This window comes from Peribacillus sp. NPDC055009 (assembly GCF_053608705.1).
Genome location: NZ_JBSGVZ010000006.1, coordinates 243,508 through 270,093, shown reverse-complemented (window position 1 = coordinate 270,093; position 26,586 = coordinate 243,508). Strand labels below are relative to the sequence as shown.

Sequence of the window (26,586 nt, the reverse complement as noted above, 5' to 3'; positions counted from 1 at the left end):
ATATTATATATATTTTTAATATTGGTAGCGCTAACATTTTGAATATTCACGATAAACCGTTTTACTAAATAGGAGGTTATTTATATGCATATGGAAAAACGTTATTCCATTCATCCGTCACAAGCCAAACACTTTGATACAAGTGAAATCCGCCAAAACTTTTTAGTGGAAAATTTATTTCTCGATGATGACGTTTCTTTATGCTATTCCCTTGATGACAGGATCATCATAGGAGGAATCAAACCTGTTTCTAAAGAGGTCAAGCTTGAGGGCCATGATTTCATAAAAGCTGATTATTTTCTTCAACGAAGAGAATTAGGTGTATTTAATATAGGGGGATCAGGAAGGATCTCAGTTGATGGGGAGGTATATCCCCTTCAAAATCGTGATTGTCTGTATATAGGATTAGGTTGTAAAGAGCTGATTTTCAGTAGTGATTCAGACTCCGAACCTGCTAAATTTTATTTAGCCTCTGCTCCAGCACATAAAAATTACCCCATTCAACACGTAGCATTCAAGGAAGTGCAAGGTGATGAAATGGGATCACAGGAAACGGCAAATAAGCGGACGATTCGCAGAATGATTCATGAAAAAGGTATCCAAAGCTGCCAACTGTGTATGGGAATGACTGAATTGGCCCCAGGAAATGTCTGGAACTCCATGCCTCCTCATGTTCATGACCGCAGAGTGGAAGTTTATATGTATTTTGACTTAGCAGAAGATGCCATTTTGTTCCACATGATGGGGGAACCCGATGAAACAAGGCATATTGTAATGAAAAATGAACAAGCTGTCATTTCACCTCCATGGTCCATACATAGTGGTTCCGCTACAAGCAACTACACATTTATTTGGGCAATGGCCGGAGAGAATTATACATATGAGGATATGGATAACTTTCCTATTTCAGAAATGAAGTAACATGCTAAGAATGGTTTACTAATCCATATGGGGATGGAGGAAACAAGATGAGTTTACTGGATTTTTCAATGGACTTTTTCAGCTTAAAAGGGAAAGTTGCCATCGTAACAGGAGGAAATACTGGATTAGGACAAGGATATGCGGTTGCTTTAGCAAAAGCAGGTGCAGATGTTTTTATCGTTGCCCATGGTGACAATTGGCAGGAAACAAAGGATTTAATTGAAACGACCGGCCAAAAAGCAGTCTTTTATCAAGCAGAACTTACCAATAAAGACAGCCTTAAAGGTGTTGTAAAAGGCTGTCTTGATGCATACGGGAAAATCGATATCCTTGTTAATAATGCAGGAACGATTCGCCGTGCTCCTTTATTGGAATATAAAGACGAAGATTGGAATGCAGTAATGGACATTAACCTAAATTCCCTGTATTTTCTTAGTCAGTTAGTTGCCAAAGAAATGGTTGAACAAGGCAGCGGAAAAATCATAAATATCGCTTCGATGCTCACATTCCAAGGAGGGAAGTTCGTTCCGGCATATACAGCGAGTAAACATGGCGTTGCCGGGCTGACTAAAGCATTCGCTAATGAATTGGCGTCTAAAAACATTCAAATAAACGCGATTGCCCCAGGATATATTGAAACGGCCAATACTGCCGCGCTACGTGCAGATGAGTCAAGAAACAAGGACATTCTCTCAAGGATCCCGGCTGAAAAATGGGGAACACCATTTGATGTCATGGGAACCGTCGTTTTTCTTGCAAGCAAGGCCTCTGACTATATGAATGGCCATATTCTCGCTGTCGATGGAGGCTGGCTCGTTCGTTAATGATTAAGGTTTGCAAATGAATATGTTTATGGTTAACACCCTTAGCCAAAGTGCTTAGGGTGTTTCTTACATCCAATGTTTAACAAAACCTGCTAACTGGCGTTGGAATCGTAATGCTCCTTTGTTATGATGAAGGTAACCCGTTCTATTTCAAGAAATAATATCCTTTAGGAGAACATCATGAAAAAAAAGAAAACTACCATATCAGATGTTGCTGAGAAGGCCGGTGTTTCCAAAAGTACGGTTTCTCAATATATTAACCAACGTTTTCGTTATATGAGTGCTGAAACAAAAAACAGAATCGAGCAAGTCATCCAAGAACTTGATTTTCGCCCCAATGATAATGCCAGGAATTTAAAAGTGAAAAAAACAAAAGTCATAGGCATACTCGTAGCAAATATTTTACATACTTTATCCACCGAAATCATTCGTACCGTAGAAGAACAGCTTCAGCAGCATGGCATGAAGGTATTCATATGTGACTCAGCCGATGACCCAGAGAAAGAAAAAGAATACCTTGATTTGCTGGTTTCCACGCAAGTAGATGGAATCATCATTTTTCCGGTTGGAAATGATTTTAAAGTCTATAATTACTTGACCGATCATTCAATTCCAATGGTTTTCGTTGATCGATTAGTAGATGGAGTTACATCCGATTCCGTTCTTTTGGACAATCATGCTGCAATCTTTTTAGCTGTCTCCATGCTGGCTGAAAAAGGACACGAAAATATTGCTTTTTTAACCTTACCGATTGATATCCCGATCACACCAAGATTGGAAAGAATCGAAGGATTCAAAAAAGCGATGGCATCTCATAAATTGGAAGTCAGGGAGGATGATATTCATTCTTTACCAAGAAATCGAATTCAAGAAAAATTGGCCCAGATATTCGATGCAGAAAAACCTCCAACAGCCATAGTGGCAGGAAATGATTTAGTGTTACGTGAAATCCTTAGCTATTTGAAAAAGCAAAAAATCTCGATCCCTGGGGAAGTGGCCATTGTCAGCATTGATGATGTCGCTTATACGGAGTTTTATGAACCCTCCATCACAACTATCGGACAACCAATACAACAAATGGGCATTAAAACAGCAGAGTTATTATTGAACCGGATAACCAATTCGGATCAGACTCCATACATTACTTACCGGTTTGCCCCTGAACTAATTGTTCGGAGTTCATGCTAATTGATCATACAAAAACGGCAGTTTAAATTGACTGCCGTTACCTCTTGTCCTAAGAAAAGCTAACCTTTGGTGTTTCATTTTCTTTCAGTTAAGAAACATGGCAAGAACTATCATCTTGCTGACTCTATGACATTTTGGATAAATGGAGCTTTTGCTTTCGTGTACCCCACTATATCCCCAGGATGCTTTTGAGCTAAGGATAATTTTAATTCCTGATATTGTTTCCTTACGTCAGGATGGCTTCTTAGATAGTCCCTGAACGAAAGTTGATTCTTCCATTGTCCACTTCCGAATTTATAGATATGCAAATGATGTGTCCCCGCTCTCCATTGGCCTTTTCTAAAAAAACGCCTTTCGGGAAATTCCTGATGCGAGACAAATTCATATCCAATCGATTCCAAGGGCTCAATGAATGTGTCTGCTACATCTAAATGCCGGACGCCAACCATGATGTCCAAAATCGGTTTTGCCCCCAACCCTATGACAGATGTACTTCCAATATGCTCAACACAAAGGCAAGAGTTCTTTAAAACCCCCATTATCCTCGCTTTTTCCTGTTGAAATTCATTAACCCAATCAGGGTTATAATCCTCGATCTTTACTGTTTTCTCCATATAATCACTCAACTTTTCAGGTAAAAGATATTATCAGCCATTATTTCTCATCACGTGACCATTTGACGATCGGATCTTGCGTACTCGGCTCATAGTAAGTTCCGACATACACCTTTTCTTTCCCGGTTATTTTATTCGTTCGGATGACTGTATATCTTCCTTTATCATAATTTTTGGTAAGATAATATTTCCGGTAAGAAAACCCTTTTTCGGGGCCGGTTAATTTCTCTTTAGTTTTATACGCTTCCGGCTTGTTCAAGCTCTCTTTCACTACACTTCTAATATTCAGCGGAGTTCCCTCAAGCTTAACATCACTCCGGAAATCGGCGCTCCTTGTCTCGGCTTTCCCTAAAGGCACGGATGCCATTTCGATCGTTTCTTGGGTTTGTTCCGAAAATGATTTTGTGACACTGTATGAATACAGGATATTCATGGAACTTATATTGTCTTTCATTTTGCCAGCAAATTCAGGCATGGCAAAATTCAATAGAAAGGTAATCGATATACATACGATTAATAAGGTAAGCGAAATTTTCTTCATATTTCCTCTTTCTCAACTATGTATTCTTGTAATCCAACTTGTTCATTTTCCTTTGGAATAATTCCAAATTTAGAGATTAATAGAATGGCAAGAAAACCAAAACAGCAAAAACTAGTATTATCACTTGTAATAAATGAAGCCGGTATAATACGAGATGAGAGTAATGAATTCAAAATATAAGAAAAAAGAAAACCCGAATAGGATAGGCAAATCAGGTAGTTTCCAATCAATACCCTCTTGTAATGAACATACTCCGACTTATTTCCGTTCCTGATACTGACACAATGTCTAAATTGCCTAATGAGGCCGTATGTGAAACCAATAATTAACATGACTGCAATGAGAAAATCAATTATTGCTTCCTCCACTTTTACCCCTCCTTGCCCTAAAAAACTTGTAAAATATTACATTAAACTCATCATATACCATTTATGATAAAATGATAAATATTTCCTACTTTAATATTGGAGTTGTATCATGAAAATTTTTGTAAAAATTGTATTATCGTTATTTATGGTTCTTTATCTATTAATCCTTACAAAGCTCATTTTATTTAAAACCCTCTCGATAACCGAAATGAATGGTCATATTATTTTTACCTTCAATGGCCGATATTGGGGGTCCCATAACTTCATCCCTTTTAAAACCATTTTCCATTACCTGTTCTTAGCGGATGTAAATACATCCATCCGGATTGAGAACATAGCGGGGAATATCATCGGTTTTGTACCATTTGGATTGATGCTTCCATTAATATCAAAAAGATTTTCCCAACTCAGATCGATCTTGATTGCAACATTCTGTTTTAGCTTCACCTATGAGGTTCTTCAGCTTTTATTTGAATTAGGAAGTTTTGATACCGATGATATGATCCTGAATACTCTTGGCGGGACTATAGGATACCTGCCGATTAAGCTGTTTTACACAGTTTTCAAAAAGAATGGAACCATTCACAGCCAGGCACAAGGACAGTAATTTGCTGTCCTTCTTTTGTCACAAGTTACTTTCACGCCGCTGCCGAATTATTGACGCGTAGGTTGAAATATCATGTCCTTATTCTTACGTTTAAAGCGAGACAAGGTTTCAATATAAAGGAAAATATACCTAATATTACTGTAGATGCATAAAAAAAAGACCACCAGATTGGTGGTTACAGCCTGTAGACAAATTCAAAGAACAGCAAGAGATGTTTCAGTTGATTTCAGAAATCCGCTCCCTTTCCGCCGACTGCCTGCCAAGCCTCCTCGCCGCGAGCGGCTGCGGTGTCTCGGCTAGCCAGTAATTCGGCAGGAGTGTCGCAAATTTCTTCAATCCAATAAGGATTACAGTAAAAAAACATTAAGTATAATCTAGTCTTGTTTTAAAATTTAGGTAGAACCCCATTTTGTCTACAACCCCAGGCCATCAGATTGGTGGTTATTTCAAATTTTTAAATCCGTATTTTTCAAAGATTTTCATGGAGTCTTCCGTTTGGAGATAATCATAGAATAGCTTGGCTTCCTTATCATGATCCAAGTCATTGATCATTCCGACGGGATATATGATTGGATCGTGTAAATCTGCCTGGGCTGCTGCAATGATTTCAATTTTCGATGAGTTGAGCGCATCCGTTTTATAGACGAGGCCTGCGTCCACGTTTCCCGTTTCCACATATGTAAGCACTTGCCGGACATCCTTTGCATATACCAATCGATCTTCAACCTCTTTAAAGAGGTTCATGTTTTCCAAAGTTTGTTTCGCATATTGCCCTGCCGGTACAGACTCTGGAGTGCCAATCGAAATTTTTTCTGCCTTTGTAAGGTCTTCCAGCGATCCGATTTCCTTTTTGGAATCCTTTGGCACCACCAGCACCAGATCATTGCCGACTAAATCGATTCCGTTTTTCTCTTCAATAAGATCTTCCTCTACTAATTTATCAAATTTATCTTCTGCAGCTGAGAAAAACAGGTCAACAGGCGCGCCTTGGGATATCTGCTGCTGAAGAGCTCCAGAGGCTCCAAAGTTATAATGAACTTCTACATTTGCATTCTCTTTTTCAAAAGACATCTTTATATCATTTAAGGCATCTTGCAAACTTACAGCTGCGGAAACCGTCAATTCCACTTTACCTCCGGCTTGCGCCTTCATTTCCGTTTTTACCGCTTGATCATTTGAACAACCTGCGATCGCTGCCGCAAGCAGCATAATCGAAAAAATCATAAGGTATGTTTTTTTCAAAGTCACTCTTCTTCCGACCTTTCATTTTAGGTTGGCTGCTAATTCAGCAGCCTTCCGTATTATTCTTTCATTTAGATTCCGAACACCATGCATCTCAGCTATAAAGAAGTTTGGGCTGTCGGGCTAGATAGGAAGGTGTACCATTTTGATTAAGACTAAGGATCAATTTCATGACCTCCACTATTCCCTCAGGTTTCTCCAACTCTATTTCCTTATGATAAGCTTCTATGGATGTGTTCCACTTTTTCATTTTTTTCTGATCCTTCAATATACCCAGCAATTGTTTTTCAAAAGGCTTTTTCTGATTAAGTTTAAATACAAGTCCTTGTTGTTTTAAATATTGCAGATTAATTTCCTCCTGCCCGGGAAGCCTCGAATGAACAAAAATGGGAAGCCTTTTTCGCAATGCTTCGCTAATCGTGACACCGCCCGGTTTCGTAACGATTGCGTCAACTTCTTCATAAAGCTTATTCATTTCAGACCTTGATGAGATATAAGGCAATGGTTTGATATGTGGTAAGTTCCATGTTTCGATTTCTTCATAAAGCTTGTTGTTATTTCCGCAAAGGACTAAATAATCAAAGTCGGTTGAATTCTTTAACTCATCACCTAAGTTCAAAATCCCTCCAAGACCGCTATTTCCTCCGGATATCAAAATTTTTGGCCGTGCTGTATTTCTTTGGACACGGGCATTTTTGGTGATTTCCTCGTGCACGGGAATGCCAGTGACCATCATCGTTTGTTTTGGTATTTGACACTTACTCATCAGCTTTTCTTTTACTTCTTGACTAGGAAGAAAATGGGCATCTATCCCTTCGCTTCCCCACACATTATTAATAAAGTAGTCCGTGTACACGTTTATAACCGGTGTGCTGCACTTCCCTTTCATCTTTAGCTGACTTAAAAGATAGGAAGGGAAACCGTGTGTACACACAATTAAATCAGGCTTTTCTTCTGCTATCAATTGTTCCAATTTATTCATGAATAGTTGCTGATACCACTTAAATATCCGTTCCTTTGGCGTGTGCACATAAAACAGATTCTTATAGGCAAGATTATAGGTTTCCGGCGCATAACGGATCCATGTAAGATAACTATTTACAATGATTTTTTCTAGAGAGGTATTGGTATAGCTGATTAGATCGATTTTCTTATAAGTAATCCCATTTGAATGCTTTTTTAACATATCCATTAATGCCTCTGCAACTTGATGATGTCCCGACTGCATTCGAAAGAGAGGTAAAAACAAAATTTTCTTCTTCATAAATGTGTCATCTCCTAAGAAATCATTCTGAAAATACAAAATATATAGTTCATGATATCTTCTTCTTATAATAAATTTCCAATTTTATAATAAGGAGCCGACTCAACCTTTGGACATTTGTTTTCTCTTTTTAATGTATTTGATAGAAACATAAAGTGCAAAAATAACTAAAAATACAAGCCCTAAATATGGAACATATTTAGGATTAACATTAAAAGCATCCCCGATATAATAACCGGCCACTATAAAAGGGACGGTCCATAGAATAGTGCCAAATAGGGAAAATAGGAAGTATTTCCGAAAAGGTATAGAAGAGATTCCTGCGAAATATGGACTAATTTGTCTTATTCCCGGAATATAAAATCCAAATACTAAGGTTTTTTGTGCATTATCCGTATAGTTTTTCTTTGCTTTCTCCCAGCGTTCAGTCGTAATCCCAATGAATCTTCCAAATTTATTTATAAATGGATACCCCACATATTTTCCGCATGCATAAGCTGCAAGCATTCCGATAAAGGCGCCGAGAATTGCACACAGCATTGCCAAACCCAGTGAGAGCTTACCTTGTGCTACCAACACCCCAATCAGAAATAGAAGTGATTCTTCAGGAGCTGGCACTCCCACAATGCCGAAGAATAAAAAAAGAAAAATGATCAGGTATCCATATGAATCAATAAAATGTAAAAGCGTATCTATATTCATAATACCCCCAGAATTATTTATAAGTCTTTTAAAGTAATAAAGTAAATTCCTTTTTCCTTACTCTCCTGTAGGTAAATTTTTAACATTTCAATCATATAGCCTGGTGCTTCTTTATCCGCTCCCAATGTTTCACCACAGTCATGAAGCAACAGGATGGAACCTTCTGTCGAAGTGCTTCGCAGTTGATCAAGCAAAGTCTTCCTGCAATTTTCGACTTTCCAATCCCCGAAGATGCCGGACCACATCACCACTCTATATTTCTTACTGAAAAATGGTGTGAACATATTAAAATGGCCCCATGGCGGTCTATAAAAAACAACCTTTTCATTCGTAACTTCATTTATCGCCTTTTCAGTCATTTCCAACTGTTTCCGTAAATGGATTGGTGATAGCACCCAGCTTGAAACATGATGATAATGGTGGATCCCTATAGTATGTCCCTCTTCATGCATTCTTTTAATAATCTCAGGATTTCTTTTCACCTTACTGCCAACAACAAAAAATGTGGCCTTTATCTTATACTCTTTTAAAAGATCAAGTAATTTTATTGTATATTCTGGATTTGGGCCATCATCGAAAGTTAGCGCAATCCCATTATTCGAATTGATTTTTTTTGTTATTCCCAGACTGCATACACGAATAAGCACCGTTGGGATAATAGTATAAAATATTAATAGCAATAATAAAATAATAAAACTAATCAGCCATATATGCATCACACAAAACTATCCTCTCATTATTGATATTACCAATACTGATTCTTTCCCTATATCATATTCATTTACCACAATGCAGCAAATTTTATTGTATTCAGGTAATTCATTAAAAAAACCTCTTCTTACAATTTAGCATTTTTTTTTCATTATTTTCACTTATCAATCATTTTTTTATTTTTGTAAAATTTTACTGACCACTAGCCTGCTTACTGCAAAGTAATAAAACACCTATAAAGAAATTAGAATTAGAGCAGTTTGCCTGCATTTTTTTCATTTAAAAACGTTCGAGTTGATTTCAGAAATCCGCTCCCTTTCCGCCGACTGTCTGCCAAGCCTCCTCACCACAAGCGGCTATGGAGTCTTGGCTAGCCAGCTATTCGGCAGGAGTGTCGCCATTTTCTTCAATCCAATAAGGGTTACAGAAAAAATATGAAGGGTAATCTAGTCTTGTTTTTAAACAAATTCCAAGAAAAATCGAGTGTGCCTGCGGTTTTTTTCATTTAAAAACGTTCCAATTGTTATCATCCGGAGCATTTTTTGCCGTTCACGATTTTTTCATCCATCAACGCTCTTTTTGCGGCCGTCCACGCACCTTATTCGACCGTTCTCGAATTTATTCGACCCTCCATGCACTTTTTTCGACCCCAATTGGGTCTTCCTTTTGCCGACAAACTGAAAAAAACACCCTAAGGGTGTTTTTTTAAATCCATATTGTTTTCCAATAATCCTCTTTATCAAAGAGCACATTCTTCAATTTCAAATCCCAGGTCTTCGATGATTCCCCAATCTGCTGTAGGTTCTTGACCAGCTGTCGTTAAATAATCGCCGACGAAGATGGAATTGGCTGCATAAAGTGCCATGGGCTGCATGGAACGGAGATTGACCTCACGACCGCCGGCCAGACGGATTTCTTTACTCGGATTAACGAATCTCATCATCGAAATCAATTTCAGGCATTTAGTAGGGGTCAACTCGGAAGTTCCCTCAAGCGGCGTTCCGTCAATTGCATTGAGAAAATTACAAGGAATGGAATCTGCATCAAGGCTGCGTAGGGATAGTGCGATTTCCACCGCTTCCGACTCAGATTCCCCCATACCGAAAATGGCACCAGAACATGGGGACATTCCGGCTTCTTTTACAGCTTCGACTGTATCTACCCGGTCTTCATATGTATGTGTCGATGTAATTTTACTGTAGTTTTCCTGTGATGTATTCAAATTGTGGTTGTAGCGATGAACGCCTGCTTCCGCAAGTTTGCCAGCATGTTCCTCATTCAGGAAACCTAAACAACAGCAGATTTTAAGATCCGTCGTTTCGCGGATTTCTTTTACTGCTTCAATGACATGATCGATTTCCCTGTTGGTCGGACGACGGCCAGACGCAACGATGCAGTAAGTACCCGCTTTGCGACGAATTGATTCTTGCGCTCCCTCGACAATCTTTTCTTTCGTCAACCAAGCATATTTATCGATTGGGGCTTCCGATACGATCGACTGCGAGCAGTAGCCGCAATCTTCGGGACATAATCCTGATTTCGTATTGATGATCATATTCAATTTAACTTTTTTCCCATAATGATGCTTGCGTATGAGGTAGGCCGCATTCAAAATTCCCAAAACCTCTTCGTCTGGGGCTTGTACGATGGATAATGCCTCTTCCTCCGTCACTTTATATCCTTTGATAACGTTCTCTGCCAACATCTTCCAGTCCCTTAACATTGTTTCCAAACCTATCCCTCTTTTCTTTATTGTGTGCCGAATCGCTGGTTTATGGATTCCTTGACTATGCAATTCCTAGAAAAGGAGCATAACCCGGTCTGGTAAATAAAGACCAACTGCCTGCAATATCTACCTGATGCTCCAACCGCGAATGCCTCCATCTCCAATCCACTTTCCCTTCAAACCAAGTAGTCGCATGTGCACCATCCAACCACAATGGGCAGCACTTAACATTTAGCAGTATCAATACTGCCTGGCGATTTAGGTAAATTTGTTAACCTTAAATATTTTAAGTTAACATATCGATAGAATAATAACATACTAACAAAATATTATTCAATGGTCTTTTTTCAATATTTTCCTAGTCTCTCCTTTAAATCCCGATAAAGATGGCTTTTTATATGTTAACTAAACAATAAATTAGTTGACATATAAAATAGAAATCAGGCAAACTAATAGTGGGCATTTTGCCAGCACTTTCAAAAAAGGAGGTTAAAAACTTGAAAGCAAGGACGATTTCCTATGTGGCCCTTTTTACCGCGTTAACTGCCATTGGCGCCTTTATTAAGATACCTATACCTTACATACCATTCACACTGCAAATTCTGGCAGTCTATTTGGCAGGCGCATTATTGGGGCCCCGGCTTGGAATGCTCAGTCAGTTATGCTACGTCTTGATCGGACTTATCGGGGTGCCCGTGTTTGCTGAAGGCGGGGGATTCGGCTATATTTTCAAACCTACATTCGGCTATTTGCTCGGATATATACTGGGAGCCTATGTAAATGGATGGCTGATCAACCGGTTTTCCCTCTCCACGATTCGTTCCATATTCTTTGCTAATGCCGCCTCTTTGCTGACAGTTTACCTTTTTGGCTGCATCTGGCTGTATGGTGCAATGAAGTGGATTGTGGAAACGCCGCTTTCAATCAACCAAACGATTCTTTACGGCTTCTTATTACCTGTACCCGGTGATCTACTGCTGTGCATTCTATGTGCTGTCATCATTCAACAAGTACGTCCGCGCATTGCAAGATATATAAACGTAAAGGAGCTGAATCATCCATGGGCCAAGCCTACTTTATAACCGGAACTGGCACGGATATTGGAAAGACCATCATCACGAGCGCACTCTATCTGTCTCTTCAAACATTGGGAAAAAGCGTCACGATATTCAAACCATTCCAAACTGGAATCAATGAAGAAAATCATACATACCCGGATATATCTTGGTTTGAGCAGGAACTCGGTGTAAAGGATTCAGGGTTTTACACACTGAAACCGGAAACCTCCCCACATTTGGCGATTAAATTAACCGGTAGTCTTATCGATGAGAAGAAAGTCGTGGAAAGGGTTCATGAACTTGAGGAAATGTATGACATCGTATTAGTCGAGGGTGCTGGCGGATTGGCTGTCCCGCTCATTGAACGATCCGACGGTTTCTATATGACGGCGGATTTCATAAGAGATTGCGGAATGCCTGTCGTATTCGTATCTACAAGTGGTTTAGGGGCGATTCATAATGTCGTGACGACGCATTCGTATGCCCAAATCCATGATATATGCGTGAAAACCATTTTGTATAACCATTACCGGTCAGAGGACCCGATTCATAAAGACAATATCGAAACCATTGAAAAGCTGACTGGGCTGAATGGCCTCGCCTGCATTCCAACACTGGCGGATGTTAGAAAAGACTTGAGGATCTGCATCCTTGATTTACTTGGTGATCAAGATTATACCCAACAACTGAAAGAGGTGTTCCAAGCATGAACAGTCAGGATTTAGAGCAATGGGATAAGGAATATGTATGGCATCCGTTCACACAAATGAAAACGTATCGGGAAAGTAAACCACTGATCATCGAGCGCGGCGAAGGCAGCTACTTGATTGATGTGGATGGCAAACGCTATTTGGACGGCTATGCTTCATTATGGGTAAATGTGCACGGGCATAACGAGCCGGAATTAAACGGCGCCCTTATTGAACAAGTGAATAAGGTCGCGCACTCCACACTGCTGGGATCTGCAAATGTACCATCGATCTTACTGGCAAAAAAACTTGCAGAGATCACTCCTGGTCATTTATCGAAAGTCTTCTACTCTGACACTGGATCTGCTGCTGTGGAAATCGCCCTTAAAGTCGCTTATCAATATTGGCAGAATATCGATTCCGTCAAGCATCGGAATAAAAACAAATTCGTCTCCCTTGACGAAGCATACCATGGCGATACTGTCGGTGCCGTGAGTGTTGGCGGAATGGGTCTATTCCACAGAATCTTTAAGCCACTCTTATTTCAACGGATTTCCGCCCCTTCACCATATGCCTATCACATGACTGAGTATGGAGATCAAGAAGCAGTGAAAAACCATTGCTTGAAGGAACTGGAGAAGTTACTGCAAGAACAATCAGAGGAAATTGCAGGATTGATCATCGAACCGCTTGTGCAGGGCGCGGCAGGCATCATAACCCACCCGGCAGGCTTTTTGAAAGAAGTCGAACAATTATGCAGAAAGTACAACATCCTCTTAATTTGTGATGAGGTGGCCGTTGGATTCGGTCGAACCGGAACGATGTTTGCCTGCGAACAGGAAGATGTCGTTCCTGATATCATGTGTATGGGCAAAGGGATCACTGGGGGATATATGCCACTCGCAGCAACCATCATGAACGAGCAGATCTTTCAATCCTTCTTGGGAGAACGGGAAGAACATAAAACCTTCTATCACGGCCACACCTATACAGGAAATCAGCTAGCCTGTGCACTGGCCCTGAAGAATATCGAGCTAATGGAAAGCCGCAATCTCATTAAAGACATCCAGAAAAAATCAAAATACCTATCCGAAAAACTGCAAGCACTATACGAACTTCCGATAGTCGGCGATATCCGCCAGCGCGGCTTCATGATTGGAGTGGAAATCGTTAAAGACCGCCAAACAAAAGAAACGTTCACCCTCCAAGAAAATGTCGTTTCTGGAATCATCCATACAGCACGGGAAAATGGCCTGATCATTCGGGAACTTGGTCCAGTCATCACGATGATGCCGATCCTTTCCATGTCAGAAAAGGAACTCGATTTCATGGTCGAAACCGTCTACCGTGCCATTAAGGAAGTCTCCATTCATAAAGGATTGATTCCAGCAGCTAACTGATACACAAAGAACCGGAAGAGCAGAGCTCATCCGGTTCCTTCTATACTTTGTAGGGACTTCGTGAAGAATGATCACAGATATTACATTGTATTCAAGGAACGTAATACTATTTATGCAGATGAAAATTTAAGGATTCTAAGTAAATACCCCTAATGATTCCATTCTCTTTCTGCCCGTTTTTAAATCTTAAAAATGTACCTTTTACACGAATTTGGATTGTCCATAAATTTGGCATCGTTTATTTAAATGGCTTTTTTGCTTGTTTCAAAATTTCCCCAAGCTGCCCATCCTGTCTGCGTCATATATTTTTTCTCCTTATAAAAAAGAAAAGAAAGGTCATCCTAATGGAGTAATTCCAATAATGACATAAGGAGAGAAGCTACATGCCCCAACAACAAATCGATATCAATCAATTAAACCAAGCAAAAGCAAACGTTACCCTAACACAAACCTTACTTTCACAAGCAATTGAAAAATCTTCCTCTGATCCAACTTTGGCACAAGAAGCCATTAAACAAGCAGTTCAAGAAATCGCACAAGCCCAGTCTTCCGTAAATCAGGTTTACAGTGCAGTTCAAGCTCAGCAAGCAGAATGATTTTGGGAAAATGAAAATAAAAGAGGCCTATCCCAATTGAGGAATAGGCCTTTTTAATAACGAATGTTTTTGGTGCATCCAAGCTTTTTCAGACCCACTTCTTAAAAGGCGGTATACTTTGAGGGAATTTAAACGTATTGTATGGATCATATCTCGTTTTAACTTCCCGAAGCCGCTTGAAATTTTCTCCATAGTACGCAGTTGGCCAATCTTCGATGAGGATATCCGGCCAATTCACGTAGTCACCTGTAGTATATGGTGACAATGCGCATTTAAGTTCTTTGATCCACTGGATGTTTTGCCGCTCTTCTTCTGGATTCGTCCATGTAGCCAGATACTCCTGGGCGATGATGGCATCCCGATAATAAAAAGCCGTTTCATTTGGGGACACACGGCCAACTGCCCCTCCTAGGGATTGGTGCCAAATGGCTGCATTTTCATTTGGAGCGTTTTCCAGAAAATGCTTCATCGTCAAGATTGCTTGCCGTTGAAAAGGTTTTTCAATGAAGGACCCCGACCGCTTGCGATGGGCCGGTCGATTTCCACTTGGATCATTAAAGAATTGCACAGCATCAATATACGGGACTTCCTTTATCATGATATTTGTTGGAAAACCCGCTCTCGTCAAAGGCTTTAGAAGCTGCTGCAACCTATATGATGGCCCAACAAATTCACCTTGAGCGATAATTTGGTTTACTTCCTTTGACTTGAATTCGATTTCTGAAGTTAAACACTCTTCAACTTGGGGGGCCCAATCCTGCCAGGCTTCAAACACCGCTTCAAAATCTTCCCATCCCCATGTGACGGAGAAAATCGATACCCTTGATACGGGGTGTACCCGAAAGGTAAGAGAAGTGACTATGCCAAAGTTTCCCCCTCCACCCCCGCAGCATGCCCAAAATAAATCACTATTAATTTTCCTATTTGCTTTAATAAGTTTGGCGCCCCTCTTTCCGCACGCCCTTACCATTTCTATTTCAAGCAAATTGTCACAAGTAAGTCCAAAGCGTCTCGATAACATGCCTATTCCACCGCCGAGCGTAAGGCCTACAAGACCAACACCGCTTTCGGTTCCAGCCGGAATCGTCGTGCCATACTTCCATAGCGTATTATATACTTGACCTAAATCAGCTCCGGCTTCGATTTTTGCAATCATTTTTTCACGGTTGACCTTGATATTGTACATTTCACTTATATCAATGATTAGACCGCCATTCACTAATGAAAAATTTTCATAACTATGCCTGCCGCTCCTAACCCGGAAAGGTGTATGATTTTCCCGGGCCCACTTCAATGAATTCAATACATCATTGGAATTCTGGCAAAACACAATGACCTTTGGAAATTTAGAAAAACTTAAGTTATTATTTATCCTGGCCTGCTCATACTCAGCATCATTAGGTGTAACGACCCGCCCGGTAAGTTTTGTTCTTTCCAAAATATAACCCCTTCCTCGGGTAAAGATGATGTTACATCCTATGAAAAAGTTGTCAGGAAGACACATTCCATAAGCGTCCCCCTGCTGGCATCCCTTGTTACGGGGACTACTAATTAGCTTTACTCGTGAGATTCGCTGATTTACTCGTTAAATTCCGCTGTTTTACTCGAGTTTCTCAGCTTCACTCGTAAGTTTCGCCATTTTACTCGTGAATTCCACCACTTCACTCCTGAATTCCAACAATCACCAAAGACAAAAAAGCCCTTCTCGAATTAAGAGAAGGGCTTTCTGATAGAGTTTCTTATCCCGAAATTTCATCATCGGATTTAACATCCAATGGTGTTCGTTTATCCATTTTCAGCATGTAATAACTTGCTACGACCAAGGCTAGGAAAACGATCCCGACAACCAAGGAAATCCGGGTACTAGGATTGATCCACATACCGACCAGCACCATCAGTAAGAAGGCAATTGTCGCATAGTTACTGTAAGGGGCCAACGGCATCTTGAACGGATGTTTCTCCATTTCAGCGGCATTTACCTTTCTGAATTTAAGCTCACTGATAAGTAAGACAAACCATGGAATCATCCCGGGTAATACACTCGCACTGTACACATAAAGGAATAATTGCGGCGGTGCAAGGTAATTCAGGATAACCCCGATGCCCAATCCTAATAGTACAGCGATCGTACAATATGCCGGCACTCCATTTTTAGATACTTTAGCAAAGACTTTTGGAGCTTGGCCATTCAATGCAAGTGTGTAAAGCATACGCCCTGCACTGAAAATCCCACTGTTGCATCCAGACATTGCCGCTGTGATTACGACAAAATTGATGATTCCTGCTGCTGCTGTGATACCTATTTTAGCAAAGGTTGAAACGAATGGGCTTCCTAAGTCATCCAGTTGATCCCAAGGGAAGACTGTCACGATGACAAATATGGCACCAATATAGAAAATTAATATACGCCATATGATTGATTGGATAGCTTTTGTTACGGTCTTCCTTGGATCTTTCGCTTCTCCGGCTGTGATGCCGATAAGCTCAACGCCTTGATAGGATGCCACGACAAGGGAAAGCGCAAAGAAGAATCCTGTCCAGCCTCCCGTAAAGAAGCCGCCATTTTCCCATAGATTCGATAATCCAATCGCATCCCCGCCATTCCCTATTCCAAAGAAGATAAGGCCTAGGCCGGCAACGATCATCAATATGATCGTTATGATTTTTATAAGCGCAAACCAGAATTCAAATTCCCCGAAGGATTTAACTGAAATGAGGTTGGCCGCCCCCAAGATGATCATGGCGACCACACCTGGTATCCAAGCCGGTAAATCCGGGAACCAATATTGCATATACAACCCAACCGCGATGATTTCGGACATTCCGACGATTACCCATTGAAACCAATTGCTCCAAGCAGTCATATAACCTGCCAAAGGATGTATATAGCTGCTCGCAAAGGTTGCAAAAGAACCTGTAGTCGGTTCTAAATAGAGCATCTCACCCATGGAACGCATGATGAAAAATATAAAAATACCTGCGATGGCATAAGCAAGCATTACAGAGGGCCCGGTCCATTTGATCGTGCTCGCCGATCCCATGAATAACCCGACACCGATGGTTCCGCCCAAAGCTATCATTTGAATGTGACGTGCTTCCAGCCCTCTCTTTAATTCCTTGTTCGACATGTTTAACTCCCCCAGATGCAATATCGGTAATGCTTTTCCATCCTTAACACGAACGACTCTCTATTAATTATTGCGGTTAGAAATGCTTTATCGAAAAAAGTATCAATAACACTTCAATTATGTTTTCTTATCTTATAATAGTAAATATTCTGTAAAAATACAATTGTATTTTTGAAATAAACAGTTACCAAATATATCTTGGCAATTTCCCTTATCTAAAAATATCATTTCAAAAAAATGATGTTCAATATTTCATAATAGTGATCATCCAAAAAACAAATTTTTCAAGTACCTTAATAAAAATTAAGACCACTATAAAACTACAGCTATTGCCGTTTTCACTTCAAAAAAAAATTGTTGACCTTCCGAAAAATAGATGATAGAATTCCAATATTATTTTATAAGCATAATGAATGATTCAGCAGTGGTAGATTATCACTGACAACATTTATTCACAACCGCATACAAGCAAGCGATGAATGCTATGGATGACACTATAGCAGGAGCAGCTTCTGGAGAGACTGTACAAGATGCAGCGCCGAAGGATTCACAATCTCAGGCAAAAGGACAGAAGAGTAACGAATGATAAAATTGTTATTCTGAACCCTTTAAGAGATTGGTATTATCCAATCTCTTTTTTTATTGTCCATTTTGTGGTTGGACTAAAAACAACAGCTTTAAAACCAATGGGAAAGGCAAGCTGGACGAAAAAATCAGTCCCTCTCTCCAAGACCATTCAGGTAAATTCATTCACTACCAAGACTATAAAAAGACGGGGGCGTAAGAATTGGCAAAACAAGAATTAAAAAGAGATTTAAAAAATAGACATGTACAACTGATCGCAATAGGAGGAACCATTGGCACCGGATTATTTTTAGGTTCCGGAAAAGCCATACAATTAGCAGGACCTTCCATTTTATTTTCCTATCTGATAATAGGGATTGCCTTGTTTTTTGTGATGAGGGCACTAGGGGAATTGCTCTTATCCAATGCAGGGTATACATCATTCACTGAATTTGCAACCGAATATGTCGGTCCATGGGCCGGCTTCGTGACAGGGTGGACATATTGGTTCTGTTGGATCATGACCGCAATGGCCGATATCATAGCTGTCGGCGTCTATATGCAATATTGGTTCGATATCCCTCAATGGATTCCGGCTCTAATATGCCTAGTCATTCTGTTAGGATTGAACCTTTTGACCGTTAAGTTATTTGGCGAATTGGAATTCTGGTTTGCCATCATTAAAGTAATCACGATCATCGCCTTGATCGTCGTGGGGATCATCCTTTTGATCATCGGCTTCAATACCAATAGCGGAACGGTTTCCCTAACGAACCTATGGAATCATGGGGGCATGTTCCCTAATGGCATTTCTGGATTCCTATTATCTTTACAGCTGGTCGTCTTCTCATTTGTCGGTGTCGAATTGGTCGGGGTTTCCGCAGCAGAAACGGCAAACCCGAGAAAGAACATTCCATCTGCCATCAATAAAATCCCTGTCCGGATTTTACTTTTCTATGTTGGTGCACTATTCGTCATTCTCTGCGTCAACCCATGGACACAACTGGATGCCACGAGCAGCCCATTTGTAGAGGTCTTTGCGTTAATCGGCATTCCTGTCGCTGCAGGGATCATCAACTTCGTCGTTTTGACATCCGCTGCTTCTGCATGCAACAGCGGTTTATTTTCAACGAGCCGAATACTTTATACGTTAAGCAGGAATGGCGAAGCCCCTGCTAAACTGGAAAAATTAAATAAACAGGCTGTTCCGAGCAATGCCTTATTAACATCCACAATCGTTGTATCAATAGGGGCATTATTAAGCAAACTGATACCTGAACAGGCATTTACCGTCGTGACGACCATCAGTGCCATCTGTTTCATATGGGTATGGAGCATTATCTTGATTTCCCATATCAAATATTCGAAAACAAGGCCTGACCTAAGAGCGAAATCGACTTTCAAGGCTCCTTTTACACCCTTTGTCAATTACGCCATATTAGGATTATTCCTGTTCATCCTTATTGTTATGCTATTCGCTGAAGCTACACGACTATCACTGCTCTTGACCCCAATCTGGTTCATACTTTTGGTAATACTATATAATTCTAGGAAAAAATATAGCTAAAGGAAATAAAGCCTTGAACTCACTATGAATTCAAGGCTTTATCTGTTTTATGAACATATCATTGTTCGGCTGTCTGCGTACAGTTGCTCAAATATATCAGGCAACTGCATTAAATTTTATATCAAAATAGTGTAAGCTAATATATATATTATCGGACCTTTTCCGTCATGTATGAATTTTTCATCCCGGTTTGGTCCACCCATCCATCAGTGGCATTGAAGAATAAACCCCCATTGGTGGACGTTTCACTTTATTTAAAACGGAGGGGTTTGTTTAATGAAGATTATATATATTCTTACTCTAGTTCCTTTTATAGGCATACTAGGATTTCTACCTTTTGTTAATAAAATAGAACCATATGTATTAGGGATGCCTTTCAATATGTTCTGGATGGCTATGTGGGTGGTCCTTACCTCTGTCATACTGGGCATCATGTATAAGCTGGATCCCAGGAATCGGGAAGGTGACCAGGAATGAATATTGCTCTCTTAATCATTTTAGCATTTTTACTTCTATCGATATTTTTAGGCATACGCTCTTCAAAAGGGAAAGATATGGACTTGGAACAATGGACGGTGGGCGGACGTGGTTTTGGTGCGATTTTCGTCTTTCTGCTGATGGCCGGGGAAATCTATACGACCTTCTCCTTCCTTGGCGGCAGCGGCTGGGCTTATGGCAAAGGTGCACCCGCTCTATATGTTCTAATTTACATTACTTTGTCTTACGTATTATCCTATTGGCTCCTACCGGAAATATGGAGATATGCTAAAGAAAATAAACTAATGTCTCAATCCGATTTCTTTGTAAGCAAATATAAGAGTCCTGGTTTAGGAGTTTTGGCTGCGCTTGTCGGTGTGGTATCGATGATTCCAGTGATCGTCGTGCAGCTGAAAGGATTGGGGATCATTGTCTCAGAAGCATCTTATGGTGCCATCTCAATGTCTGAGGCAGTTTGGATGGGGGCAATCAGCCTTACCATTTATGTGATGATCTCCGGTATACACGGTTCAGTTTGGACAGCGGTCATTAAAGATATCATGATGGTCGCCATAATAGGATTCTTAGGGATTTATCTGCCGATTCATTACTTTGGCGGATTTCAGCCGATGTTTGAAGCGATTGATGCGGTCAAGCCTGGTTTTCTAAAGTTCCCTGATCAGGGTCTTAGCGTATCATGGTTTATCTCCACGGTAATATTGCTCGTATTCGGTTTCTATATGTGGCCCCAAGTTTTCAGTGCTGTTTATTCAGCACGCAGCGGCAAGGTATTTCGAAAAAATGCCATCATCAGCCCTTTATATACACTCATGCTGTTATTCGTCTTTTTTGTTGGGTTTACAGCAATATTGAAAGTGCCCGGACTCGTTGGGGCAGATGCAGACCTGTCATTGCTGCGCCTTTCGATCGAGACCTTTGATCCATGGTTTATAGGCATAATCGGCGGAGCTGGATTATTGACTGCATTGGTGCCGGGATCCATGCTTTTGATGAGCGTCGCTACACTGCTCGCGAAAAACGTCTATAAGGAATTTGCACCTGCAGTATCCGATCGCCATGTTGTACGATTGGCAAAGTTCCTTGTTCCAGTCATCGCCCTTATAGCCGTCTACTTCACCTTAAACGGCGGCGAAACGATGTCAGCATTAATTCTTATGGGATACAGTCTAATCACACAGCTTTTCCCGTCCCTGCTCTTTAGTCTGAAAAGGAATAATCCGATCAATAAATTTGGCGCAATCTCCGGCATCATTTCAGGATTGGCCATCGTAATTTGCATTACACTCAGTCATTCGACAATAGGGACCTTGTTTCCATCCTTGCCGCAAGCAGCGAAAGATTTGAATGTGGGAATCATTGCATTGGCAGTCAATTTCATTGTGATGATCGCAGTAAGTCTGGCTTTCAGAAAGCAAGCGATTCAGTTGGAACCTAAATCCGTTAACGAAAAATGAAGAAACTTTGAAACCGGTTATTTTGGATAAATAAACATCGGAAGGCTCAGTCAAAAGACTGAGCCTTCCTTATTATCGGCATCCAAGCATATTGTCCTTTTTCTCAATATTGTTTATAGGAAACCTCATTTTAGACTATTAATCTTTTCTGTTTATAAACAAATCCCCTATTTTAACTAATAAATACAACGAAAAAATAATCATCAAGGTTCTGGATACTACCAGACCATCAATAGCTAAATCATATCCACCTCTTAATAAAACTTCCGGATTCAAACAAAAAGTAATCGATATTACGAAAGCTATTAAAATCAGGATAACACCGAACTGAGATCTATTTGACATTAACATTCCGCCTTATATTATATATTTTCCAAATAATAGCATTGTTTTTAGGAATAATCTACATTCATTGTCACTAGGGATATCTCAGTTGCAATAAAAATCCAAAATAAATAGCCACCCTGATAAAGAATGACTATATATCATAAAATATGAAGCTTTCTCAGTAAAATGCATCGTATTGCTTCCGAGCCAACAAAAAATACTCTCTTCAGAAGGTTCATGCTTTTACTCGTGAGTTTCATGCGCGTCAAGACTCATTTCCCTTTAACAACATACCTTTAGTAATCCACTAAAGCCTTCCTGCCATCATTCAATGCTTTGACCATTTCCTTATATTCCTGCAAATCTTGTTCCAGTTTTTGTTTTCTATTTACAATCATTCTCGTAACCTCTTTTGGGGAGGGCCCGCCTTGAATGCTTCTAATTTCCACAAAATATTCGGGAGAGATTATTTTTTTCCATTCATCTTCTGCTATGTTCACTGAAACGAATTCATTGATGATCTTGTTGATTTCTTTTGTGTCCCAATCATATAGCTCTTTCCCTTCACTAATTGACCGTTTTGCAATATGACTGGCTATGGAGTGGGCTTTTCTAAAGGATATGTCGTAATCTCTTGATAGGGTATCCGCTAATTCAGTAACCGTTATACTGGATTTTGCGGCCATTTTCTTTGTGTGTTCTTCATTTACTTTCAAGGTTGACATGACGGCATACATTAGTTTCATGACACGTCCTGCATTCGAAAAAGCCCGATATAAATGCGGCTGTAAATCATCTTCCGTATCGACGATATCACCAAATGGTGTATTGTGGATCATATTCATTGCAGCAAGTGCATCACCATACGCACTGCTTGCAATCGAACGGGAATGTTCAATGGAGACTGGATTTCTTTTTTGCGGCATGATGCTGCTCACTTGAACATAAGGGTCCGCCACATGAAAGGTTCCAAACTCCCTTGTCACATGCTGCAGGAAGTCTTGAATCCATCTTCCTGTATTGACCATGCACGTCATGATGGCAGTTGCGGTTTCCAATAAATAATCCGCCCCGCCAATCGAGTCATAGGAATTCTCAATCACCGAATCAAATCCAAGCAGTTCAGCCGTACGGTTCCGGCTGATCGGAAAACCGGTGGTCGTTAACGCGGCCGCGCCCAAAGGGGATTGGTTAACCGTTTCATAGGCTGCCCATAACCGGCCAATATCCCTTTGAAGCACATCATATATTGCCAAAAAGTAATGTCCTATCGTAGTCGGCTGAGCCGGTTGGGTATGCGTGTAACCAGTTATATAGGTTTCTGTATGTTTTTCAGCCTGCACCAAGAACGCTTCACTCAATTGGTTTGCATAGCCAATCAATTGGAGTAGATGACCTCTTAAAACAAGCCGGTACATGGCGACTCCCATATCATTACGACTGCGGCCGATATGAATCTTCCCTGCAAGTTCATGACCGATTTCCTCACCGATCTTTGCCTCCATCATGAAAAATAAGTCTTCGAACTGGGGCTGATAGGTCAACTGCGCTAGATCTGTTCGAGCCACTTTCCGAATCCCATCAAGCATGGTCTTCGCCTCTTCTTCTTTAATGATCTTTTGTTCCGAAAGCATGATGACATGTGCCCGATGAATATCGAACATTGCATGAAATAAGTAATCTCTTTGATCATTAAAAACAGGCATCAGAAGCTCTCTAGCATATGTTTTTCCGGGAAAGGCACTACCTTCATTTTTGATAAATTCTTCAAGCCTGCTCATCTTTTAACCTCCGATTTATAAAGCTCTTTCCGCTTTGATTCCAAAAAACTTGTTCGAAATAAAGAGAACGATTACAATCAGCGTGATTTGAATCATCCCATAGGCAGCTGCCTGCCCCATATTGAACATCCGAAGCTGATTCATGATTTCAATGGATATGGGCCTGTTAGAAATTGTGTACAACAGGACCGACGTCGGGAATTCCCCCACAGATTCGATAAATGCCAATAATGTCCCTGATAAAACACCAGGCATAATAATAGGAAATATGACTTTTCTGAAGGTATAAAACCACTTTGCCCCCAAGTTTCTGGCTGCTTCTTCAATCGAGTCATCCAGCTGCTCCAGAACGGCGTTAGTCGAACGGACAACGAGCGGAATATGCCTGATGAAATAGGCAAGCGGCAAAATCCAAAATGTTCCTACCAAAATTTGACCAAAGGAAAAAACGCTAGGTTCATTGAATGCGAATATCAAGTTCATCCCTATGACCGTTGCAGGCAACGCCCAAGGAATCATGACTAGAATATCGACAAAGCTTTTCCCGACGAATTTCCGTTTGACAAGTACATAGGACGCTATGACCCCAAACACCAGATTTGCCAACGTAGCAATAACCGCCATCAGTAAACTATTTCGTAACGGTTTGAAGATATTAGGGTCTTCAAACAAAAGCCGGTAATTTTCCATATTAAATACTGTTGGATATGTTTGAAATGTCCAGGTTCCATCCGGCACAAGTGAAAGCAAAAGAATCGTAAAGTGCGGTAATAGCAGAATAATTACGCCGATGATACCCGTTAAGACCATCACCCATTTCATAAGCGGGTTTCTCACTTCACTCCTGTGTGCGCCAATTCCTTTCGAAGCCATGCGATAATCCTTCCTATTTTGATACCAACGCATGAATAATAGAAATGAAATCGAAACGATGGATAGAATGACGGATTGAGTAGCGGCAATTTCCATATCACCATTGATTTTTGAAAAATAAATTTGCAGGCTCAACACCCTATATCCGCCAGCTAATAAAAACGGGGCACTGAAAGAAGCCATCGATATCATGAAAACAAGTAGAGAAGCGGCTACGATGGCAGGTGTCAATAATGGAAATGTCACCTTCCAAAAAACCTTGATTTTATTTGCGCCTAAGTTATAAGCCGCTTCTTCAAGGGAAGGATCTATTTTGTTGATTGCAGCGGATACGGTCATATAAAAATAAACATACATCGTATAGGCATGCACGATAAGGATTCCCGATACCCCGCCAATCTTGAATGGAACCTTCTCGAGACCAAACAGGTCCTTGATGGCATTTGGAATCAATCCCGATTCTCCATATAAAAACATAAAGGCCATGACCCCTACCAATGATGGAAGGACAATGGGCAAAATCGCTGCTGATGAAAAGAAGCTTCTGCCGGGAAAATCGTAACGGTTAAAGATGAATGCGAGCGGAATGCCAACCAAGGCACTGACCAATACACTCAATAAGGATATATAAACAGAATTCCATAGAGCCTCTAAGTTCGTTTTCGATTCCTGTACGAAGAAGTCCTGATAATTTCCAAGGGATATCGTTCCGACTTTTTGCAGACTTTCTATAAAGGTCCTCAACGATGGGTAGAGTACATAAGCTACTAGCACCAATAAAACTGGTATAAGGAGCCAAACCGTCAATCTCGTATCACGATTTTTAATCATGGAGCATCACCACTTATGATGGGAATAAGACGCAGCTGTTTCTCAGGAAGCTGGACATACACTTCCTTTCCTTGATAAAAGTATCCAAAATCATAAGTGTTAAATACGTCGACCCTTAGTAACACGTCTTGAACATCCACCATGACATTCACAACAGATCCAAAGAATTGGACGGAATTTATTTTACCTTTAAAGATATTCTTTCCTTCCTCGATCACATCCAGAATTCTGATTGCTTCAGGACGAATCGAAACAGCAAGGTCAGCATCACTCTGTATGATTGAAATTCCGTCCCTAGCTTGATTTTCCACCTTCAATTTAATTGGTTTTTCACTATTCTTAAGGGCAACCTCTATATTATCTTGTTGAACTTTTTCGACTTGAACGGGCAAAAGATTAATCTCGCCTATAAAACTCGCCACAAAATCATTGGCCGGCCGATTATAAATTTCTGCCGGCGTCCCGACCTGGTGACATACACCATAATTGAACACAGCGATCCGATCACTCATGGATAAAGCCTCAGCCTGATCATGTGTGACATATATGGTGGTAATCTTATAGTCACGCTGCAGCCTTAAGATTTCCACTCTCATTTCATCACGAAGCTTGGCATCCAGATTACTTAATGGTTCATCCAGCAGTAATATCTCCGGTTCAATGACCAGTGCTCTCGCAAGGGCCACCCGCTGCTGCTGCCCTCCGCTTAACTGGCTCACTTGACGATTCGAGTAGCTCTCCAGCCTTACCTTTTGGAGGGCATCCAGCACTCTCCTCTTTAAGTCAACAGAAGAAACCTTTCTCACACGCAAGCCAAACGCTACATTTTCAAAAACAGTCATGTGGGGAAAGAGGGCATAGTTTTGAAAAACCATGCCTGTATTTCTTTTCTCCGGAGGTACACGCGTCATATCTTTGTCGCCAAATCGGACGACACCTTTTGTTGGATAATAAAAACCGGCAATCATCCGAAGCGTTGTCGTTTTACCGCAGCCGCTTGGACCAAGAAAGGTAAAAAACTCACCTTCTTTGATGTCCAGATTTAAATGGTCAACAGCTATCGTTTTCCCGAAGGCTTTTTGGACATTCTCTATTTTTATTGACGCCATCCC

Annotated in this window: 26 protein-coding genes and 1 riboswitch; of the genes, 11 read left to right on the top strand and 15 right to left on the bottom strand. The window is 40.6% G+C overall.

What is annotated here, in order from left to right:
• The first annotated feature begins 90 nt into the window (after positions 1-90).
• The 3 genes from kduI (at position 91) to ACWF5P_RS12490 (ending at position 2,933) form a co-directional block, all read left to right on the top strand.
• A complete protein-coding gene (kduI, locus tag ACWF5P_RS12500) occupies positions 91-921 on the top strand; it encodes a 5-dehydro-4-deoxy-D-glucuronate isomerase (protein WP_434169600.1) in 831 nt (276 codons plus the stop codon).
• Positions 922-968: 47 nt separating this feature from the next.
• The gene (kduD, locus tag ACWF5P_RS12495) at positions 969-1,745 is read left to right on the top strand and encodes a 2-dehydro-3-deoxy-D-gluconate 5-dehydrogenase KduD (protein WP_101224828.1); all 777 of its coding nucleotides are present in this window, start codon (positions 969-971) and stop codon (positions 1,743-1,745) included.
• Between the two features lie 180 nt (positions 1,746-1,925).
• The gene (locus tag ACWF5P_RS12490; protein WP_434168464.1) at positions 1,926-2,933 is read left to right on the top strand and encodes a substrate-binding domain-containing protein; all 1,008 of its coding nucleotides are present in this window, start codon (positions 1,926-1,928) and stop codon (positions 2,931-2,933) included.
• Positions 2,934-3,043: 110 nt separating this feature from the next.
• Here ACWF5P_RS12490 and ACWF5P_RS12485 read toward each other — a convergent pair whose 3' ends face one another.
• From ACWF5P_RS12485 to ACWF5P_RS12475, 3 genes are read right to left on the bottom strand one after another with little or no spacing between them, the layout of a single operon-like run.
• Positions 3,044-3,547, bottom strand: a complete 504-nt coding sequence (locus ACWF5P_RS12485; protein ID WP_434168463.1) for a GrpB family protein — start codon at positions 3,545-3,547, stop codon at positions 3,044-3,046.
• Between the two features lie 40 nt (positions 3,548-3,587).
• Positions 3,588-4,088, bottom strand: a complete 501-nt coding sequence (locus ACWF5P_RS12480) for a hypothetical protein (RefSeq protein WP_101224830.1) — start codon at positions 4,086-4,088, stop codon at positions 3,588-3,590.
• Positions 4,085-4,456 (bottom strand): hypothetical protein, encoded by a 372-nt coding sequence (locus ACWF5P_RS12475; protein ID WP_434168462.1) that lies wholly within the window; start codon positions 4,454-4,456, stop codon positions 4,085-4,087. The genes ACWF5P_RS12480 and ACWF5P_RS12475 overlap by 4 nt, the downstream gene beginning before the upstream one ends.
• 109 nt (positions 4,457-4,565) lie before the next feature.
• Here ACWF5P_RS12475 and ACWF5P_RS12470 point away from each other — a divergent pair, with 109 nt between their 5' ends.
• Positions 4,566-5,063, top strand: coding sequence for a VanZ family protein (locus ACWF5P_RS12470; protein WP_101224831.1), 498 nt, complete (start codon positions 4,566-4,568; stop codon positions 5,061-5,063).
• Positions 5,064-5,289: 226 nt separating this feature from the next.
• On the opposite strand, the gene ACWF5P_RS12465 is transcribed toward ACWF5P_RS12470, so the two are convergent.
• The 6 genes from ACWF5P_RS12465 to bioB form a co-directional block, all read right to left on the bottom strand.
• Positions 5,290-5,427, bottom strand: coding sequence for a hypothetical protein (locus tag ACWF5P_RS12465; protein WP_452444909.1), 138 nt, complete (start codon positions 5,425-5,427; stop codon positions 5,290-5,292).
• A 77-nt stretch (positions 5,428-5,504) separates the two neighbouring features.
• Positions 5,505-6,305, bottom strand: a complete 801-nt coding sequence (gene modA / locus ACWF5P_RS12460) for a molybdate ABC transporter substrate-binding protein (protein WP_434168461.1) — start codon at positions 6,303-6,305, stop codon at positions 5,505-5,507.
• A gap of 94 nt (positions 6,306-6,399) precedes the next feature.
• Positions 6,400-7,569: an MGDG synthase family glycosyltransferase gene (locus ACWF5P_RS12455; protein ID WP_434168460.1), complete on the bottom strand. Its 1,170-nt coding sequence runs from the start codon at positions 7,567-7,569 to the stop codon at positions 6,400-6,402.
• 102 nt (positions 7,570-7,671) lie between these two features.
• Positions 7,672-8,271 (bottom strand): DedA family protein, encoded by a 600-nt coding sequence (locus tag ACWF5P_RS12450; RefSeq protein WP_101224834.1) that lies wholly within the window; start codon positions 8,269-8,271, stop codon positions 7,672-7,674.
• Between the two features lie 17 nt (positions 8,272-8,288).
• Positions 8,289-8,987 (bottom strand): polysaccharide deacetylase family protein, encoded by a 699-nt coding sequence (locus ACWF5P_RS12445; RefSeq protein WP_452444911.1) that lies wholly within the window; start codon positions 8,985-8,987, stop codon positions 8,289-8,291.
• Between the two features lie 734 nt (positions 8,988-9,721).
• Entirely contained in the window at positions 9,722-10,705 is a 984-nt protein-coding gene (gene bioB / locus ACWF5P_RS12440; RefSeq protein WP_452444910.1) for a biotin synthase BioB, read from the bottom strand.
• A 500-nt stretch (positions 10,706-11,205) separates the two neighbouring features.
• Here bioB and ACWF5P_RS12435 point away from each other — a divergent pair, with 500 nt between their 5' ends.
• From ACWF5P_RS12435 to ACWF5P_RS12420, 4 genes are all read left to right on the top strand, one after another.
• Positions 11,206-11,790 carry a biotin transporter BioY gene (locus ACWF5P_RS12435; RefSeq protein ID WP_402906058.1) on the top strand — a complete coding sequence of 195 codons (585 nt, stop codon included), beginning with the start codon at positions 11,206-11,208 and terminating at the stop codon, positions 11,788-11,790.
• Positions 11,769-12,476 (top strand): dethiobiotin synthase, encoded by a 708-nt coding sequence (gene bioD, locus ACWF5P_RS12430; RefSeq protein WP_434168459.1) that lies wholly within the window; start codon positions 11,769-11,771, stop codon positions 12,474-12,476. Before ACWF5P_RS12435 ends, bioD begins: the two co-directional genes overlap by 22 nt.
• Positions 12,473-13,855, top strand: coding sequence for an adenosylmethionine--8-amino-7-oxononanoate transaminase (gene bioA / locus ACWF5P_RS12425; RefSeq protein WP_434168458.1), 1,383 nt, complete (start codon positions 12,473-12,475; stop codon positions 13,853-13,855). Before bioD ends, bioA begins: the two co-directional genes overlap by 4 nt.
• A 383-nt stretch (positions 13,856-14,238) precedes the next feature.
• Positions 14,239-14,451: a hypothetical protein gene (locus ACWF5P_RS12420; protein WP_434168457.1), complete on the top strand. Its 213-nt coding sequence runs from the start codon at positions 14,239-14,241 to the stop codon at positions 14,449-14,451.
• Positions 14,452-14,539: 88 nt separating this feature from the next.
• Here the strand turns inward: ACWF5P_RS12420 and ACWF5P_RS12415 are convergent, their stop codons facing one another.
• The gene (locus tag ACWF5P_RS12415; protein WP_434168456.1) at positions 14,540-15,889 is read right to left on the bottom strand and encodes an FAD-binding protein; all 1,350 of its coding nucleotides are present in this window, start codon (positions 15,887-15,889) and stop codon (positions 14,540-14,542) included.
• Positions 15,890-16,190: 301 nt separating this feature from the next.
• A complete protein-coding gene (locus tag ACWF5P_RS12410) occupies positions 16,191-17,579 on the bottom strand; it encodes an amino acid permease (protein WP_101224842.1) in 1,389 nt (462 codons plus the stop codon).
• A gap of 502 nt (positions 17,580-18,081) precedes the next feature.
• A riboswitch (glycine riboswitch) is annotated at positions 18,082-18,160 on the top strand.
• Between the two features lie 206 nt (positions 18,161-18,366).
• On the opposite strand from ACWF5P_RS12410, the gene ACWF5P_RS12405 reads away from it, so the two are divergent.
• The 3 genes from ACWF5P_RS12405 (at position 18,367) to ACWF5P_RS12395 (ending at position 21,662) form a co-directional block, all read left to right on the top strand.
• Positions 18,367-19,710, top strand: coding sequence for an amino acid permease (locus ACWF5P_RS12405; protein ID WP_230177817.1), 1,344 nt, complete (start codon positions 18,367-18,369; stop codon positions 19,708-19,710).
• Positions 19,711-19,986: 276 nt separating this feature from the next.
• The gene (locus tag ACWF5P_RS12400; RefSeq protein WP_148358898.1) at positions 19,987-20,187 is read left to right on the top strand and encodes a DUF3311 domain-containing protein; all 201 of its coding nucleotides are present in this window, start codon (positions 19,987-19,989) and stop codon (positions 20,185-20,187) included.
• On the top strand, positions 20,184-21,662 hold the full coding sequence (locus ACWF5P_RS12395) for a sodium:solute symporter family transporter (protein WP_434168455.1): 1,479 nt from the start codon (positions 20,184-20,186) through the stop codon (positions 21,660-21,662). Before ACWF5P_RS12400 ends, ACWF5P_RS12395 begins: the two co-directional genes overlap by 4 nt.
• A gap of 138 nt (positions 21,663-21,800) precedes the next feature.
• Here ACWF5P_RS12395 and ACWF5P_RS12390 read toward each other — a convergent pair whose 3' ends face one another.
• The 4 genes from ACWF5P_RS12390 to ACWF5P_RS12375 form a co-directional block, all read right to left on the bottom strand.
• Positions 21,801-22,007 carry a hypothetical protein gene (locus ACWF5P_RS12390; RefSeq protein ID WP_057278651.1) on the bottom strand — a complete coding sequence of 69 codons (207 nt, stop codon included), beginning with the start codon at positions 22,005-22,007 and terminating at the stop codon, positions 21,801-21,803.
• Positions 22,008-22,285: 278 nt separating this feature from the next.
• Positions 22,286-23,770 carry an argininosuccinate lyase gene (argH, locus tag ACWF5P_RS12385; protein WP_434168454.1) on the bottom strand — a complete coding sequence of 495 codons (1,485 nt, stop codon included), beginning with the start codon at positions 23,768-23,770 and terminating at the stop codon, positions 22,286-22,288.
• A gap of 15 nt (positions 23,771-23,785) precedes the next feature.
• Positions 23,786-25,474: an ABC transporter permease subunit gene (locus tag ACWF5P_RS12380; RefSeq protein ID WP_434168453.1), complete on the bottom strand. Its 1,689-nt coding sequence runs from the start codon at positions 25,472-25,474 to the stop codon at positions 23,786-23,788.
• Positions 25,471-26,583, bottom strand: a complete 1,113-nt coding sequence (locus tag ACWF5P_RS12375; protein ID WP_402944367.1) for an ABC transporter ATP-binding protein — start codon at positions 26,581-26,583, stop codon at positions 25,471-25,473. The genes ACWF5P_RS12380 and ACWF5P_RS12375 overlap by 4 nt, the downstream gene beginning before the upstream one ends.
• Positions 26,584-26,586 lie beyond the last annotated feature (3 nt).